Raw genomic sequence first — 16812 nt, 5'->3', positions numbered from 1 at the left:
TGGGAGTGACCCCTGGGTCACTCCCACCCACCCAACCCCGGCCTGTGGAGGAGCGCTGCAGTCCAGGTCGTTTGCGGGCAGCCTCGTCACATGGCTCGGGACGACTGGAAGCGGTTGGCGGTACGGCAAGCGGGGCTCCTCACCCGCGCGCAGCTCGCCGGCGTCGGCATCGACCGATGGGCGATCCGGCACCGTGTCGAGACGGGGCGTTGGGTGGCCCACACCCCGACCGTCATCGGTACGACGACGGGCGAGCTGACGCGTGAGCAGTCGATGTGGGTCGGTGTGCTGCATGGTGGAGCGCGGGCCGTGGTCGGTGGCCTCACGGCCGCGGAGGTCGGCGGACTGCGCAACTGGCACCGTGACGACGTCACGGTGCTCGTCCCTCACGGCGCCGACGTCGGTGAGGGCTTCCTCGGCGTCACGTACGTCCGCAGCCGGCGTGACCTGGCTGTCCTGCGTCGGCCCGGCCACGAGCTGCCTGTTGCCCGAATCGAGCCGGCCGTCCTGCTGTTCGCCTCCCGCCAGCGCTCGCCCCGGGTTGCCGAGGGTGTCCTCGCGGCAACGGTCCAGCAGGGCCTGACCTCACCCGATCGCCTTTCGGAGTGGATCGACAGGTTGGCACCACTTCGAGGTGCGGGGCGATTCCGGCGCGCACTCGCGGAGATCGCGGGCGGTGCCCAGTCCGTCGGGGAGATCGACGTCCGCAGGATGTGCCGAGCCGGTGGACTGGCGCTGCCGGTGCGGCAGGTGCGGCGACGTGATGCCAGCGGACGGCTGCGATTCACCGACTGCGAGTGGCGGCTCCCCGACGGCCGCACCATCGTGCTCGAGGTGGACGGTGGCTTCCACATGGAGGTCGAGCACTGGGAGGACGACCTCGCGCGCCAACGTGCCTTGACCTCGCCGACACGGGTGGTCGTGAGGTGCACGACCCGCGAGCTACGTGACGAACCCGGGACGGTGGCGCGAGACCTCCGGCTGCTCGGCGTTCCGGCAGCGTAGTCGGGTGGGTGGGAGTGACCCCTGGGTCACTCCCACCCCCCCGACTACGGTCAGCCGGCCGGACGGACCCGCAGGAGCACGTCCTGCCCGCCGCCGTTGTCGGTGGTGACCAGCAGCGAGCCGTCGCGGGCGGCGGTCACGTCGCGCAGGCGGCCGCGGGTGCCGCGCAGCTCGGCGGGGGAGCGGGTCCACTGCAGGACGCCGTCGCTGTCGAAGCGGACGAACATCAGGCGCTGGTCCTTGAGCACCGCGACGGCGAGCGTGCCGGCGAGGTCGCCCCAGCCGGAGCCGCGGACGAAGTCCGCCCCGGACGGCGCGATCGTCGGGTCGCCGGAGCGCCAGCGGGCGCCGTACTGCGTGCCGGGCAGGTTGCCGTCGGTCATCGGGACGCTCTCGTTGTAGCCCGGGACCGGGTTCCAGCCGAAGTTGCGGCCGTTGCGGACCAGGTTGATCTCGTCGTCGCGGTAGGAGCCGTGCTCGACCGACCAGACGCTGCCGTCCGAGCGCTGGGCGAGCCCCTGCACGTTGCGGTGCCCGTAGGTCAGCACCCAGCGCCGGTTGCCGGTGCCCTTGACCCACGGGTTCGTCGGCCACGGCCGGCCGTAGAAGCGGTCCATCCGCAGGACCTTGCCGCCCAGCGACGAGAGGTTCTGCGGGTTGGTGCCGTGGGCGGCGTCTCCGGTGCCGACGAGGAGGGCGCCGTACCCGGTGATCAGCAGGCGGCAGCCGCCGTGCCGGCCGATGGAGTTGGACGGCAGGCCCACCTTGAGGAAGCGCAGCCGGGTCGCGCGGGTGAAGCGGGTGTCGAGCTGCCACGAGACCACGCGGATGTCGTGGCCGGAGGCGGTCCGCCAGCCCGAGCACGTGTAGATGCGCCGGTTGCTCGCGAAGCGGGGGTCGACGGCCAGGCCGAGCAGCCCGGTCTCGCCCCGTGCCCAGACGCTGCTGCTCGGGAAGGCGAGATTGCGCTTCGCGCCCGTGTCGGCGTCGACGAGCGTCAGCGTGCGCCGCTCGCGCTGGGTGACGAGCAGGTCGCCGGTCGGCAGCTCCTGGACCTCCCACGGATGGTCCAGGCCGCTCGCGACGACCTCGACGTCGAGCGCCGGGGTGCCGCGCTCCTCGGCGCCGCCGGCACAGGCGGCGCCGAGGACCGACGCGAGCAGGACGAGGACGGGCAGGACCACGAGACGCTCCCTCATGGAGCGACCGTACGCCGCCCCGGGCGCTGCGTGGGTCAGAACGTGTGCTCGGGAGCCGGGAAGCTCTGGTCCTTGACCTCGGAGTCGTAGGCACGGGCGGCGTCGAGCAGCACCGAGCGGAGGTCGGCGTACTGCTTGACGAAGCGGGGCAGCTTGCCCGTGCGCAGGCCGAAGGCGTCCTGCCACACGAGGACCTGGCCGTCGCACTGGTTGCCGGCACCGATGCCGATCGTGGGGATGTCGAGCTTGGCGGTGACCTCGGCGGCGACATCGCCGGGGACCATCTCCATGACGACGGCGAAGGCGCCGGCCTCCTGGACCGCGAGGGCGTCACGGAGCACCCGGTCGGCGGCCGCACCGCGGCCCTGGACCCGGTAGCCGCCGAGGGCGTGCTCGGACTGCGGGGTGAAGCCGATGTGGGCCATGACCGGGATGCCGCCGCGCGTCATCCGCTCGATCTGCGGGGCCATCTCGACGCCGCCCTCGAGCTTCACGCAGTGGGCGCCGCCCTCCTTCATGAACCGGACGGCGGTCAGGTAGCCCTGCTCGGGCGACGCCTGGTAGCTGCCGAACGGCAGGTCGCCGACGACCAGCGCCCGGGACACCGAGCGGCTCACGGCGCGGGTCAGCGGGAGTAGCTCGTCGACCGTGACGGGGATCGAGGTGCTGTTGCCGAGGACGTTGTTGGACGCGCTGTCGCCGACGAGGAGGACCTCGATCCCGGCCTCGTCGAAGATGCCGGCCGTCAGCTGGTCGTAGCTGGTCAGCATCGAGAAGCGCTCGCCGCGCTCCTTCATCTCGCGCAGGTGGTGCGTGCGGATCCGCCTGACCGGTGCGGGGGACGCGGCCGCGGCGGGTGCGCCGCCGTACGGCGCGGTCTCTTCGGGGGTGCTGCTCATCGTTGCTCCACTCTGGTGACTCGCGGCCCGCAGGTGCGGGTCCACGTTCGTGAAAGGGCAACCACGAGGCTAGTCCGGGCGGAGCCGGCGCGCGCTGTGTGTTGGGTCACCCCGGGTGTACGGCGTCCGCCGCCGCCTCGAGCTCGGCGACCACGATCCGCCGCATCCCCAGCATCGCCCGGCTGGCCGCCTCGGCGCGGGCGGGGTCGGGATCGGTCATCAGCTCGTAGAGCCGCACCGGCACGATCTGCCACGACAGCCCGTAGCGGTCCTTCAGCCAGCCGCACACCGACTCCTGGCCGCCGTCGGCCAGCGAGTCCCAGTAGTAGTCGACCTCGGTCTGGTCGCGGCAGGTCACCGAGAACGAGACCGCCTCCGTGAAGGGGAACGCCGGCCCGCCGTTGATCCCGCGGAAGGTCATCCCGTCGAGGGTGAACTCACCGGCCATCGGGCCGAGGTGGCCGATGGCGGAGTTCGGGAAGATGCCGGTGTAGAAGCGCGCGGCCTCCTCCAGCGTGTCGTCGAACCACAGGCACGGCTGGATGTGGCTGCTCGCGATGCTCATGGTGGGGGAGACCGCGCGCGGGCGGCGTACTCATCGGACACCCGCTCCCTAGACTCGCACCGTGGACTTCTACTCGGCCTACGCCCACGGGTTCGCCCGGGTCGCGGCGGTGACCCTGCCGGTCGCCATCGCGGACCCGGCGACCAATGCCGCCCGCACCATCGAGCAGGCCCGGGCCTGCCACGACGAGGGGGTCGCGGTGGCGGTCTTCCCCGAGCTGGGCCTGACCGGGTACGCCGTCGACGACCTCTTCCTCCAGGACACCCTCCTGGAGGCCGTGCGGGCGGCGATCCGCGAGCTCGCCGACGCGTCCGCGGAGCTCCGCCCGGTCCTGGTGGTCGGCGCCCCGCTCCGGGTGCGCAACCGGGTCCACAACTGCGCCGTGGTCATCCACGGCGGCCGGGTCCTCGGCGTCGCCCCGAAGTCGTACCTGCCGACCTACCGCGAGTTCTACGAGGCGCGCTGGTTCGCGGCCGGCTCCACCGTGCGCAGCGAGGTGATCGAGCTCGACGGCAACGAGGTGTCCTTCGGCTCCGACCTGCTGTTCGAGGCGACCGACGTCGACGGGCTGGTGCTGCACGTCGAGGTCTGCGAGGACATGTGGGTGCCGATCCCGCCGAGCGCCGAGGCGGCACTCGCCGGTGCGACGGTCCTGGCCAACATCTCCGGCAGCCCGATCACGGTCGCCCGCGCCGAGGACCGGCACCTGCTGGCCCGCAGCGCCAGCGCCCGCTGCAACGCCGCCTACGTGTACGCCGCCGCCGGGCAGGGCGAGTCGACCACGGACCTGTCCTGGGACGGGCAGACCATGGTCTACGAGATGGGCGACCTGCTCGGGCAGAGCGAGCGGTTCCCGGACGGTCCGCGGCGCACCGTGGTCGACGTCGACGTCGACCGGCTCCGGCAGGAGCGGATGCGCCAGGGGACCTTCGACGACAACCGGCTCGGCGCCGGCGTCGCCGAGTTCACCCGGGTCCCGTTCACGCTTGACCCGCCCACCGGCGACATCGGCCTGCTCCGCAAGGTCGACCGCTACCCGTTCGTCCCCGACGACCCGGCCCGGCTCGCGCTCGACTGCTACGAGGCCTACAACATCCAGGTCTCCGGGCTCGAGCAGCGGCTCGCGGCCATCGGGCAGCCCAAGGTGGTCATCGGCGTCAGCGGCGGCCTCGACTCGACGCACGCGCTGATCGTCGCCGCGCGGGCGATGGACCGGCTGGGCCGGCCGCGCAGCGACATCCACGCCTTCACGATGCCGGGCTTCGCGACCGGCGACACCACGAAGTCCTACGCCACCCGGCTCTCGCAGGCGCTCGGCTGCACCTTCGAGGAGCTCGACATCAAGCCGGCCGCCCGGACCATGCTCGAGGGCCTCAAGCACCCGTTCGCCGGCGGCGAGCCGGTCTACGACATCACCTTCGAGAATGTCCAGGCCGGGCTGCGCACCGACTACCTCTTCCGGCTGGCCAACCACCGTGGCGGCATCGTGCTCGGCACCGGTGACCTGTCCGAGCTCGCGCTCGGCTGGTGCACCTACGGCGTCGGCGACCAGATGTCGCACTACAACGTCAACGCGGGTGTGCCGAAGACGCTCATCCAGCACCTGATCCGCTGGGTCATCGACAGCAACCAGCTCCACGGGGGCGACTACGACGACGAGGCCGACGAGGTCCTCAAGGAGATCCTCGAGCAGGAGATCACGCCCGAGCTGATCCCGGGCGGGGAGCAGAAGACCGAGGACTCGGTCGGCCCCTACGCGCTGCAGGACTTCACGCTCTACCACGTCATCCGGCGGGGCTACCGGCCCAGCAAGATCGCCTTCCTCGCCTGGCACGCCTGGCACGACCAGGCCGTGGGGGAGTGGCCGCCGGGCTTCCCGGAGGAGCGGCGGACGTCGTACGACCTCGCGACGGTGCGGAGGTGGCTGGAGGTTTTCGTGCGGCGCTTCTTCAGCAGCCAGTTCAAGCGCTCGGCGCTGCCGAACGGCCCGAAGGTGAGCGCCGGCGGCACCATGTCGCCGCGCGGCGACTGGCGGATGCCGTCGGACGCCAGCGCGGCAGCATGGCTGGCCGAGCTGGCGTCCAACGTCCCGGAGGGCGGTGGAGCCGGTGGTTGAGGTGCGAGAGCAGCGAGCCTCGAAACCCTAGGCCTCCCTGATGTGGTCGCCGCGCACCATCCGGGCCATCGCGAAGCTGCAGAACGCCAGGGCGAGCATGCCGACCGCGAGGTGGGCGACGCCGTCGACGCCGAACAGGTTGATCGCGAGCAGGACCAGCCAGATGCCGAGCACGTCGCCGCCGAAGTGCGGGGCGACCGCGACCAGGACGCCGATGGCGAGGGTCACGATGCCGATCCACATCACGGCGTCGTCGGCGGATCCGGGCAGGAAGTTGTTGGCCCACACCGCGACATAGCTGTCCCAGTGGTCCGTCATCACGCCGAAGAGCATGTCCAGGCCCCACACCAGCGGGAGTGCGGTGAGCGTGGCCCAGAGGGCGACGCGTCCCTGGCGGTTCGCGTCGATGGTGGAGAAGTGGGCGAGGTCGTTGAGCTCCTCGCGCATGTCGTGGGTGAGGTTGTCCCACGCGTGGGTGCTGGCCATGGCCGGGTCCTTTCTCGGGCGGTCCGTTGTAACGGACATCACTTTTGACGGTAGACCTGTCGTAGTCTTTCGGCAAGAGTTGTCTCCGCTAGAAATCCCTGGGAGGGGCGCACCATGGACGAGGCCTTCGGGCGACGGGTCACCCGGTTGGGTGCACTCGCCGACCCGGTACGACGCCAGCTCTACCGTTTCGTCGCCGAGCAGCCCGGCGCGGTGAGCCGGGACCAGGCCGCCTCGGGCGTGGAGGTCCCGCGGCACACGGCGAAGTTCCACCTCGACCGGCTCGTCGAGGAGGGCCTGCTGGTCACCGAGTTCAAGCGGCTGACCGGCCGGACCGGGCCGGGCGCGGGACGACCGGCCAAGCTCTACCGCCGCTCCGGGCGCGAGGTGGTCGTCAGCGTCCCGAGCCGGCGCTACGACCTGGCCGGCCAGGTGCTCGCCGACGCCGTCGAGCGCAACCTCGCCGGCACGCCCATGCCCGACGCACTGCAGGACGCCGCCGACGGCGCGGCCCGGTCGGTCGCCGAGGAGTGGCCGGCCGCGCGCGAGGGACTCGGTGCGACCCTGGCGATGCTCGGCTACGAGCCTCGGGAGTCCGACGCCGGGATCGTGCTGCGCAACTGTCCCTTCGGGCGCCTGGCCGCGGAGCACCGCGACCTGGTCTGCGGGGTCAACCACGCGTTCGTGGCGGCGCTCGCGCGCCGGGTGGGCGGCGACCAGATGGCGGCAGAGCCGGTCGCGCCGGGCCGTGGGTGCTGTGTGGTGCTGCGGGGTGCGGAGGCTGCGGGGGTCTCGTGACGGTCGCTGCGCGACCTCCTCGACCACCGGGTGGTGGTTGCTGCGCGACCTCCTCGACCACCGGGTGGTGGTCGCTGCGCGACCTCCTCGACCACCGGGGGGAGGGCCACCCCCTAGGCTGCAGCCATGGGCAAGCAGGAAGACTTCGTTCTCCGCGCTCTCGAGGAGCGTGACGTCCGGTTCGTGCGGCTGTGGTTCACCGACGTGCTTGGGTTCCTCAAGTCCGTCGCGGTGGCTCCCGCGGAGCTGGAGGGCGCGTTCTCCGAGGGCATCGGCTTCGACGGATCGGCCATCGAGGGCTTCGCCCGCGTCTACGAGGCCGACATGCTCGCGCTGCCGGACCCGACGACCTTCCAGATCCTGCCGTGGCGCAGCAGCGAGGGCCCGGCGACCGCCCGGATGTTCTGCGACATCGTGATGCCGGACGGCTCGGCGTCGTACGCCGATCCCCGCAACGTGCTCAAGCGCACCCTGGGCAAGGCCGCCGAGCAGGGGTTCACCTTCTACACGCACCCCGAGATCGAGTTCTACCTGTTCAAGGACGAGCCGCGACCCGGCGAGGAGCCGGTGCCGATGGACCGCAGCGGCTACTTCGACCACGCCGCGCACAGCCACGGCTCCGACTTCCGCCGCGAGGCGATCACGATGCTCGAGGCGATGGGCATCTCGGTGGAGTTCAGCCACCACGAGGCCGGCCCGGGCCAGCAGGAGATCGACCTGCGCTACGCCGACGCGCTCACCACCGCCGACAACATCATGACCTTCCGCACGGTCATCCGCGAGGTCGCGCTGAGCCAGGGCATCTGGGCGACCTTCATGCCGAAGCCGTTCACGTCCCACCCGGGCTCGGGCATGCACACGCACGTGTCCCTCTTCGAGGGCGACCAGAACGCCTTCTACGAGGCGGGCGCCGAGTACCAGCTCTCCAAGACCGGGCGCCAGTTCATCGCCGGCGTGCTCAAGCACGCGAGCGAGATCAGCGTCGTCACCAACCAGTGGGTCAACTCCTACAAGCGGATGATGTTCGGGGGCGAGGCGCCGTCGTACATCTGCTGGGGGCACAACAACCGCTCGGCCATGATCCGGGTGCCGATGTACAAGCCGATGAAGGGCCAGTCGACCCGGATCGAGCTGCGCACCATCGACTCCGCGTGCAACCCCTACCTCGCGTACGCCGCCGTCCTCGCCGCCGGGCTCAAGGGCATCGAGAACGGCTACGAGCTGCCGCGCGAGGCCGAGGACGACGTCTGGGCGCTGACCGAGCGCGAGCGCCGCAGCCTCGGCATCGAGCCGCTGCCGAAGAACCTCAACGAGGCGATCACCATCGCCGAGCACTCGGAGCTCCTGGCCGAGACGCTGGGCGAGCAGGTCTTCGACTTCTTCCTGCGCAACAAGCGGGCGGAGTGGGACGAGTACCGCGGCCAGGTGTCGGTCTTCGAGCGCGATCGCATGCTCCCCGTCCTGTGACATCGGACCGCCGCGACCTCGTGAGGTGAGCCGATGAACCGGGCGAGCCAACGGACCGAGTTGCTGCGGCTCGGCTTCGTCGACCTCGACCGCGCGCAGGAGCACCTGGCCGCCCTCGGGCCGGTGGGCGTGGACCTGCTGGCCTATCTCGGCCGCACGGCCGACCCGGACGCCGCCCTGCACGCGCTGGCGCGGCTCGCCGACGCGGTCGAGGACCGCGAGGAGCTGCTCGCCGCGGTCGCGGACGACGAGGGTACGGCGATGCGCCTGCTCTGCGTGCTCGGGGCGAGCGCCGCGCTGGCCGACCACCTGGTGACCCACCCGTTCCAGTGGCGGGAGCTGACCGACCCCGACCTGGGCTCGACCCGGCCCGCCGCGTGGGCGGTGCGCGCCTCGCTGCTCGAGGCGGTGGCGGACAAGCCCGACCTCGAGGCCGTGAACGCGCTCCGTGTGGAGTACCGGCGCCTCCTGCTCCGGCTCGCCGCACGCGACCTGACCCACCACCTCGGCGTCGACGACGCGGCCGCGGAGCTCTCCGACCTCGCGGCCGGGACGCTCGACGCCGCGCTCGCCGTGGCCCGCACGCGGCTGGGGGAGGACGCCGACCGGGCCCGCCTGGCGGTGATCGCGATGGGCAAGTGCGGCGGCCACGAGCTCAACTACGTCTCCGACGTCGACGTGATCTTCGTTCACGAGGGCGACGAGCGGGTCGCCGCCCGGCTGGCCGCGCAGATGATGCAGGTCTGCTCCGACCACACCGCCGAGGGCACCATCTGGCCGGTCGACGCCAACCTGCGGCCCGAGGGCAAGGCCGGCCCGCTGAGCCGGACCCTGGCCAGCCACCAGGGCTACTACGAGCGCTGGGCCGAGCCCTGGGAGTTCCAGGCGCTGCTCAAGGCGCGCCCGGTCGCCGGCGACCTCGAGCTGGGCCGCGACTTCGTCGACATGGTGGGTCCGATGGTCTGGTCGGCCGCCGACCGCGAGGGCTTCGTCGAGGCGGCGCGGGCGATGCGGCGCCGGGTGCTCGACCACATCCCCGCGCGCGAGGCGGACCGCCAGCTCAAGCTCGGCGCCGGCGGGCTGCGCGACGTCGAGTTCGCCGTGCAGCTGCTCCAGCTCGTGCACGGACGCGCGGACGAGAGCATCCGGCCGCCGACGACCCTGAGTGCGCTGGCCCGCCTCATCGAGGGCGGCTATGTCGGCCGCGAGGACGGCGAGGCGCTCCACCGCGCCTATGCGTTCCTGCGGACCCTCGAGCACCGGATCCAGCTCCACCGGCTGCAGCGGACGCACGTCGTACCCGCCGACGAGGCGTCGCTGCGCCGCCTGGGCCGCAGCCTCGGCTTCCTCAAGGAGTCCGAGAAGCGGCTCGACGAGACCTGGCAGGACCACCGCCGCGAGGTCAGCCGGCTGCACCAGAAGATCTTCTACCGTCCGCTGCTCACCGCCGTCGCGCGGATCGGCGCCGACGAGGTGCGGCTGTCGTCCGAGGCCGCCGGTGCCCGCCTCGCCGCCCTCGGGTACGCCGACCCGCAGGCCGCGCTGCGCAACCTGGAGGCGCTCACGTCGGGGGTCAGCCGCACGGCCGCCATCCAGCGCACGCTGCTGCCCGCGATGCTGCAGTGGTTCGCGGAGGCGCCGGACCCCGACGGCGGCCTGTTCGGCTTCCGCCGGATCAGCGAGGCGCTCGGTCGCACGCCGTGGTACCTCTCCACGCTGCGCGACGAGGGCGAGGTCGCCGAGCGGCTCGCCCACCTGCTGGCGACCTCCCGCTACTGCACCGACCTCCTCGAGCGCGAGCCCGCGGGCGTGCGCCTGCTCGGCGGCGACCTCGCCCCGCTGACGTCGGCCGCGCTGATCGAGGAGATGAACGCGACCGGTCGGCGCCAGGAGGGCTTCGAGAAGGGGGTCCGCGCCGTCCGCGCCGTACGACGCCGGGAGCTCCTGCGCATCGCTGCGAGCGACGTGCTGGGCCTGATCGACGTGGCCGACGTCGGCTTCGCGCTGACCCGGCTCACCGACGCCACGCTCGAGGCGACGCTCGAGGGCGCGATCGAGACCACGCTGCGGGCCCGGGGCCTCGACGAGGCGCCGACCCGGATGGCGATCATCGCGATGGGCCGGTACGGCGGCTTCGAGCTCTCCTACGGCAGCGACGCCGACGTGCTCTTCGTCCACGAGCCCGTCGAGGGCGCCGACGCGCACGCCGCCTCGACCTTCGCGCGGATCGTCGCGGAGGAGGTCCGCCGGGTGCTCGGCGCCCCCGGTCCCGACCCGGCGCTGGTCGTCGACGCCGACCTGCGCCCCGAGGGACGTCAGGGACCGCTCGTGCGCACCCTCGACGCCTACGCCGCCTACTACGCGAAGTGGTCGCACGTCTGGGAGGCGCAGGCGCTGCTCCGGGCCGACGCCGTGGTCGGCGACCCCGAGGTCCGGGAGCGCTTCACGGCCCTCATCGACCCGTTGCGCTACCCGGCCGGCGGCCTGACCGACGACGACGTGCTCGAGGTCCGCCGGATCAAGGGGCGCGTCGACAAGGAGCGCCTCCCGCGCGGCGCCGACCCCAACCTGCACCTCAAGCTGGGACGCGGGGGACTGGCCGACATCGAGTGGACGATCCAGCTCCTCCAGCTCCGGTACGGCGCCGAGGTGCCCGGCCTGCGCACGTCCCAGACGCTCGCGGCCCTGTCCGCGGCGGCCGAGGCGGGCCTGGTGTCCCACGACGACGCCGAGACGCTCGGCACGTCGTGGCGGATGGCGACCCGGGTGCGCAACGCGATCCTCCTCGCCCGCGGCAAGCCCGGCGACCAGTTCCCGCGCGCGGCCCAGGAACGGCGCTCGGTGGCGGCGATCCTCGGCTACCAGACCGACGAGGCCGACCGGCTGCTCGACGACTACCTGCGGGTCACCCGGCATGCGCGGGCGGTCGTCGACCGCGTCTTCTGGGAGTGAGTCCAGCCGCACCGTCGCTGGTCGATCTCCCCGTCTGATCCGCCGTGTTGCTCGTCCCTCGCCACGCGGCAGGCCGGGAAAAATAGCGTCGGGCCGCGACCTCTGGGGGGGTCGGTCGCGGCCCGACCGGCCCATCATGACACATCGCTGGTCCCCACGGGCGGCTAGGGGCCGGAGTTTCCCCGAACGTCTCGCGACGGCAACGAGCGGGGTCCCCGGGAGGCTCGGCCGGGCCGATGTGATCCCGCTCAACCAAGGCGTGATCCGCTGTTCAGGTACCTGTTACTACGAGTAGCGTTCGGGGTGAGGATTGTGAGGTGTACCCCCATGTTGCTAGCCGTTGAAGAGGCTCCGCCGGCCGGTGGCGCAGCGCTCGACCAGGTCCTGATCGCCTTCGCCGCCTTCGCGGCGATCTACATCCCGCTCGGGATCTTCCTGCTGCGCGAGCGCGACGGGAAGCCGACCGTGATCGGCCGTCTGGCGGACCGGGTGTCGGCGGTCGACGGCCTGCCCCGCTGGGCCGGCCTGCCGAGCTACCTGGCGCTCGTCTCCCTGATCTCGTGCGCGTTCGGCGTGTACTGGGACGTCCCGATCCACATGCAGAACGGACGCGACGAGGGCCCGCTGGCCAACCCGTCGCACTTCCCGATCATGTTCGGCATCTTCTTCTTCCTGGCCGCCGGCGTGATCTCGGCGGGACTGGCGAAGGACCCGTTGCCGCGTCGTACCGTCCGGCTGACGCCGAAGTGGCGGGTGCCGATGGGCACGCTGGTCCTGCTCGGGGCCGGCATGATCGCTGCCGCCGGCTTCCCGGCCGATGACGTCTGGCACCGGCTCTTCGGCCAGGACGTCACCGAGTGGGGTCCGACCCACGTGATGATGATCGGTGGTGCGGTCACCTGCATCCTCGCCGTCCCGCTCCTCCTCGCGGAGGCCGCGCAGGTCGGCCGGCCCGCGGCCCGGCGGTGGACGTGGATCGGTGGCCTCGCCACCGGCGGCCTGCGGCTGTTCGGCCGGATCCTCCCGCCCGTGCGCCGCGAGGCGCCGGAGGCCGTGCTCGCCGACCGGGCCGCCTGGTCGACCCGGCTCTTCATGACGATCGTGATCGGCATCTGCATCATCCCGGTCGGCTTCCTCATGGAGTTCGACCTCGGCGTCCCGCAGTTCCCCGCCGCCACCATGTTCATCATCTCCGGCTTCCTGACCGCGTGGATCTTCACGGCCGGCCGGCTGTTCTTCGGGCCCGGTGGTGCCCTGGTCACCTGGCTGACCTATCTCGGCGTGCGCGTGCTCATCTACGCGATCACCCTGCCGGTCCCCGACATCCACCGGGCCCACTGGCTGCTCTTCCTCGGCCCGGCGCTCTGCATCGAGCTGCTCGCCCTGGTGGTCCGCAACCGCGGGCCGGTGTTCGCGGCCGTGGGCGGCCTGCTCGCCGGCGGCGCGGGCCTGGCGACCGAGTGGTGGTGGATGGACGTCTTCATGCCCTACCCGCTGCCCCCGGACGCCCAGCAGATGCCGCTGATGCTGACGGTGGGCGCGATCGCGGGCGCCGGCGGCGGCCTGCTCGGCTGGTCCTTCGCCCGGCACCTCGAGCGAATCGCCGACCTCCCCGAGGCGTCGGCGCCGCTGCGCGAGGGCATGGCCGTGACCGGCCGGTGGGCCGGTACCGCCGGCACGCTGGCGTTCATCGTGCTCATGGCGGTCTTCGCGCCGCCGGGCAGCGCCGGCGAGGTCGAGGTCGTCAAGGACTGCGCGGGTGACGAGTGCCGCACGACGTACCAGCCCGTCGAGGGGACCGGCGTGATCATGGGCCAGGTCTCGTACGACGACGACTGCATCGGCACCGACGGCTGCCTGACCCGGGTGACCGTCCGCACCGACGAGGACAAGGTCGAGGACGCCGTCTGGATCTCGGCGCTGGCCTACCAGGGCCGGCACCGCACGTCCGGCGACGTGCCGGGCGACGGCATGCTGAGCGTCGCCATGGAGGCCACCGGGCGCGAGGGGGAGTACCGCTCGGCCGAGCCGCTCCCGATCTACGGCAACTGGAAGGTGCTGATCCGGCTGCACCTCGCGCCGACCACGATGGTGTCGATCCCGGTGCACATGCCGGCCGACACCGCGATCGACGGTCCCGCGTCCGGCCTCGTCCAGGTCGACGACGGCACCGACGCGGCGTTCGTGCACGAGCCGTTCATGCTGCAGCGCGAGCGCAAGCCCGACGTGCCGGTGTGGCTGTGGACCACGATGTACGGCGTCGTGATCGCCTCGTGGCTGGTGCTGCTGGCGTTCTACGGCTGGCTGTACGCCGCTGCCGCGGGCGCGAGCGGCGTCCCGGCCCGGAGTGAGAAGGCCCCGGCCTCCTGAGCCGCGCCCGACGGGTGGCGCGGGGAGGTCACGACAGCCCCAGCGCCGCCCGGAGGGCGGCGACGTCGGCCCGGATGCCGGCGATCCGGGTCGCCGCCTGCGACTCGGGGACGCGGTGGCGCGACAGGCCGTCCAGCCGGAGCCGCCGGTGCCCGGGGGAGAGCATGCGGGCGGTCAGCTCGTAGGCGGTCCGCACCAGTGCGCCGTCCTGCCCGCCCGGGACCTCGCGCAGCGCCGTCACCATGGCGGGGGAGAAGCGCCAGTGCTGGAGGGCCTCGGCGGTCAGCTGGGGCGAGCTCAGGCCGTACCGGTCGGTCTCGGCGGCGAAGCGGGCGGCGCCGAGGTCCGTGGTGGCGACCAGCTCGTCGTACCCGGAGACGTCGGCCTGGTGCATCAGCGCGGCGCCGAGCTGGGCCAGCAGGCCCAGGCACAGCGCGTCCGCCGTGGTCTGCTGGAACGACGGTCCCAGGGCCCCGCAGGCGGCCGCGAGGTGGACGGAGACGTCCCAGAAGCCCTCCGGCAGGGCCGCCGCCTCGTCGAGCCCGGCGAGGGCCACCGTCGCGATCGAGCGCACGGTGTTGAAGCCGACCACGGTGACGGCGAAGGGCAGGCTGGTGACCCGGCCCGACAGGCCGAAGTACGCCGAGTTCGCGAGCTTCATGACCTTGGCAGCGAGCGCGACGTCGGCGCCCAGCATCGCGGCGAGCTCGGCGGCCCCGGCGCTCTCGTTGTTGCTGGTCGCCACGATCTGTGCGGCGACCGGCCGTTGGGAGGCGAGCTCGTCGAGGCGGTCCAGGACCGTGTCGACGTCGAGGGCGAGTGTCGTCATGCCGGCCCACCCTCCGGAGCCGGGCAGCCGGACCGGCACCAGTCGACCAGGGCCGGGCCGGTGAGGGGCAGGCTGAGGCCGTACCCCTGGAGCAGGGCGCAGCCCATCTGCTCGAGCTTCTGCGCCTGGACGGGCGTCTCGACGCCCTCGGCGACCACGTCGATCCCGAGGCTGTGTGCGAGGCCGATGACGGCCCGGGCGACGGCGGTGTGGCCGCCCTGGAGCTCCGCCACGAAGGACCGGTCGACCTTGAGGTAGTTGACCGGCAGGCGCCGGAGGTAGGCCAGCGAGGAGTAGCCGGTGCCGAAGTCGTCGATGGCGACCAGCACCCCGTGCTCGCGGAGCCGGCCGAGGATCGCCGACGCCGTGTCAGGGTCCTTCATCAGTGCCGACTCGGTGATCTCGAGGCAGAGCCGCTCGGGCGCGAGGCCGTGCTGGACGAGGGCGCGCTCGACCGTGCGCACCAGCTGGTGGTCGCTCATCTGCAGGGCCGAGAGGTTCACGTTGATCCGCGGTGGGGCGAGCGGACCGAGCTCCTCCTGCCAGGTGGCCATCGCCGTGCAGGCGGCGTCGAGGACCACCTCGCCGAGCTCCTTGACGAGACCGTGCTCCTCGGCGAGGCGTACGAAGACCTCGGCCGGGATCGGGCCCCGCTCGGGGTGGTGCCAGCGGGCCAGCGCCTCGACCGATGCCAGCACGGTGCCGGCCTCCTCGTGGCGCACGATCGGCTGGTAGAGCAGGCTGATCGCACGGTCCTCGAGTGCCTGGCGCAGGTCGGCCACCAGGGCGAGGGTGTCGCAGGCGGCGTTGCGGGCGCCCTCGTCGAGCACCGTCACCCTGCCCTTGCCGCGCGACTTGGCCTCGTACATGGCGATGTCGCAGTCGCGGATGAGGTCCTCGGCGGAGTGGTGGTCCGGGCCCCGCATCACCACGCCGATCGAGGCCCGGGGGTGGATCTCGACGCCGCCGAGGACGACCGGGGCGGACAGCACCCGCAGGATCCGGTCGGCCACCTCCAGCGCGGTCTCGAGCGAGCTGGTGCTGCAGACGACCACGAACTCGTCGCCGCCGAAGCGCGCGACGAGGTCGCCAGGGCGCACGCAGCTGGAGAGGCGGCGGGCGACCTCCACGAGGAGCGCGTCGCCCGCGGTGTGTCCCAGGCTGTCGTTGACCACCTTGAAGTTGTCGAGGTCGAGGAACATGCAGGTCGGGCCGGCGGCCGGGTCCGCCATCGCCTCGTTGATGTGCTCCCACAGCCGGGTGCGGCGCGGGAGGCCGGTCAGGGAGTCGTGCGTCGCCTGGTGGTTCAGCCGCTCCTCCAGCGCGCGGCGTTCCGTGATGTCCTCGAGCGTCGCGACGAACCCGTCGCCGACGCCGGGGCTGTGCAGCGGCGTGAACCGCATGTCGGTGTAGCGCACGCTGCGGTCGTGGTCGACGAAGCGGGCCTGCATCTCCCGCTCCTCACCGGCCAGCACGGCGACGACGGTCGCCGTGATCGTCTCGAGGTCCTCGGGGTGGGCGTACGACGTCCACCCCATGCCGATCAGCTTGTCGGCCGGGACGCCGAGCAGGGCGCACAGGGCGTCGTTGACGTGGCCCAGCCGCATGCCCTGCTCGGACATCATCGTCGGCACCGGCGACCGCTCGGCCAGCACCTTGAAGCGCTGCTCGTGGGCGTCGGCGGACGCGCGCAGGGCCAGCTCGAGGTCCGACTGGCGGTCGATCCGCAGCGTCCACAGCCGACGGTCCGGCGCGGGGATCGTGGTCGCCCGACACGGCAGCCGCTCGCCCACGGCCGTGCGGACCATGACGTCGGCGGTGGTCGGCCGCTCGCGGCGGAACAGGGAGGGGAGCGGGCCGCCGTCCGCCCGCCCGATGAAGCCCTCCAGCGCGGCACCGTCCAGGTCCGTGCCCGCCAGGCCGAGCAGCTCGGTCGCGCCGAGGTTGCTCCACCGGACCACGGCCGGCGCGCCGGTGCCCAGGTCGGCGACGAGCAGGGCGATGTCGGTGTCGGCGGCAGCGGCGTGGAGCACGGCCGCGACGACGTCGCCGGGTTGGCGGAAGGGAACCCCGTGACGGTCGGCGTCCGCGCGCGGGGCGGCAGCGCTGTGGGGCATCGTTCCTCC

12 protein-coding genes are annotated in these 16812 nt (G+C 72.5%); 6 read left to right on the top strand and 6 right to left on the bottom strand.

The window, feature by feature from the left end; translation table 11 throughout:
- The first annotated feature begins 90 nt into the window (after positions 1–90).
- Complete coding sequence (locus BJ993_RS00690) at positions 91–1005, top strand: putative endonuclease domain-containing protein (RefSeq protein ID WP_179647377.1); 915 nt, start codon at positions 91–93, stop codon at positions 1003–1005.
- Positions 1006–1055: 50 nt separating this feature from the next.
- Here BJ993_RS00690 and BJ993_RS00685 read toward each other — a convergent pair whose 3' ends face one another.
- From BJ993_RS00685 to BJ993_RS00675, 3 genes are all read right to left on the bottom strand, one after another.
- The gene (locus tag BJ993_RS00685; RefSeq protein WP_179647376.1) at positions 1056–2204 is read right to left on the bottom strand and encodes a PQQ-dependent sugar dehydrogenase; all 1149 of its coding nucleotides are present in this window, start codon (positions 2202–2204) and stop codon (positions 1056–1058) included.
- Between the two features lie 35 nt (positions 2205–2239).
- The gene (panB, locus tag BJ993_RS00680; RefSeq protein WP_179647375.1) at positions 2240–3103 is read right to left on the bottom strand and encodes a 3-methyl-2-oxobutanoate hydroxymethyltransferase; all 864 of its coding nucleotides are present in this window, start codon (positions 3101–3103) and stop codon (positions 2240–2242) included.
- Positions 3104–3209: 106 nt separating this feature from the next.
- On the bottom strand, positions 3210–3668 hold the full coding sequence (locus BJ993_RS00675) for a VOC family protein (protein WP_179647374.1): 459 nt from the start codon (positions 3666–3668) through the stop codon (positions 3210–3212).
- A 61-nt stretch (positions 3669–3729) separates the two neighbouring features.
- Between BJ993_RS00675 and BJ993_RS00670 the strand changes: the two genes are divergently transcribed.
- Positions 3730–5784, top strand: a complete 2055-nt coding sequence (locus BJ993_RS00670; protein WP_179647373.1) for an NAD(+) synthase — start codon at positions 3730–3732, stop codon at positions 5782–5784.
- Positions 5785–5811: 27 nt separating this feature from the next.
- Here the strand turns inward: BJ993_RS00670 and BJ993_RS00665 are convergent, their stop codons facing one another.
- Positions 5812–6270 carry a hypothetical protein gene (locus BJ993_RS00665; RefSeq protein WP_036544623.1) on the bottom strand — a complete coding sequence of 153 codons (459 nt, stop codon included), beginning with the start codon at positions 6268–6270 and terminating at the stop codon, positions 5812–5814.
- Positions 6271–6384: 114 nt separating this feature from the next.
- Here BJ993_RS00665 and BJ993_RS00660 point away from each other — a divergent pair, with 114 nt between their 5' ends.
- The 4 genes from BJ993_RS00660 (at position 6385) to BJ993_RS00645 (ending at position 13857) form a co-directional block, all read left to right on the top strand.
- Positions 6385–7068 carry a helix-turn-helix transcriptional regulator gene (locus BJ993_RS00660; RefSeq protein WP_179647372.1) on the top strand — a complete coding sequence of 228 codons (684 nt, stop codon included), beginning with the start codon at positions 6385–6387 and terminating at the stop codon, positions 7066–7068.
- A 126-nt stretch (positions 7069–7194) separates the two neighbouring features.
- Complete coding sequence (locus tag BJ993_RS00655) at positions 7195–8535, top strand: glutamine synthetase family protein (protein WP_036544627.1); 1341 nt, start codon at positions 7195–7197, stop codon at positions 8533–8535.
- Between the two features lie 33 nt (positions 8536–8568).
- A complete protein-coding gene (locus BJ993_RS00650) occupies positions 8569–11487 on the top strand; it encodes a bifunctional [glutamine synthetase] adenylyltransferase/[glutamine synthetase]-adenylyl-L-tyrosine phosphorylase (protein WP_179647371.1) in 2919 nt (972 codons plus the stop codon).
- A 327-nt stretch (positions 11488–11814) separates the two neighbouring features.
- Positions 11815–13857 carry an ABC transporter permease gene (locus BJ993_RS00645; RefSeq protein ID WP_179647370.1) on the top strand — a complete coding sequence of 681 codons (2043 nt, stop codon included), beginning with the start codon at positions 11815–11817 and terminating at the stop codon, positions 13855–13857.
- Between the two features lie 28 nt (positions 13858–13885).
- On the opposite strand, the gene BJ993_RS00640 is transcribed toward BJ993_RS00645, so the two are convergent.
- Together BJ993_RS00640 and BJ993_RS00635 are read right to left on the bottom strand one after the other, a co-directional pair.
- Positions 13886–14686, bottom strand: a complete 801-nt coding sequence (locus BJ993_RS00640) for an HDOD domain-containing protein (RefSeq protein ID WP_179647369.1) — start codon at positions 14684–14686, stop codon at positions 13886–13888.
- Complete coding sequence (locus BJ993_RS00635; RefSeq protein ID WP_179647368.1) at positions 14683–16803, bottom strand: putative bifunctional diguanylate cyclase/phosphodiesterase; 2121 nt, start codon at positions 16801–16803, stop codon at positions 14683–14685. Before BJ993_RS00635 ends, BJ993_RS00640 begins: the two co-directional genes overlap by 4 nt.
- Positions 16804–16812 lie beyond the last annotated feature (9 nt).

The organism is Nocardioides aromaticivorans (assembly GCF_013408525.1).
In the GTDB taxonomy this organism is placed as follows: domain Bacteria; phylum Actinomycetota; class Actinomycetes; order Propionibacteriales; family Nocardioidaceae; genus Nocardioides; species Nocardioides aromaticivorans.
Note: the sequence above shows the minus strand (reverse complement) of the source record. Positions and strands in the feature narration are given on the sequence as shown.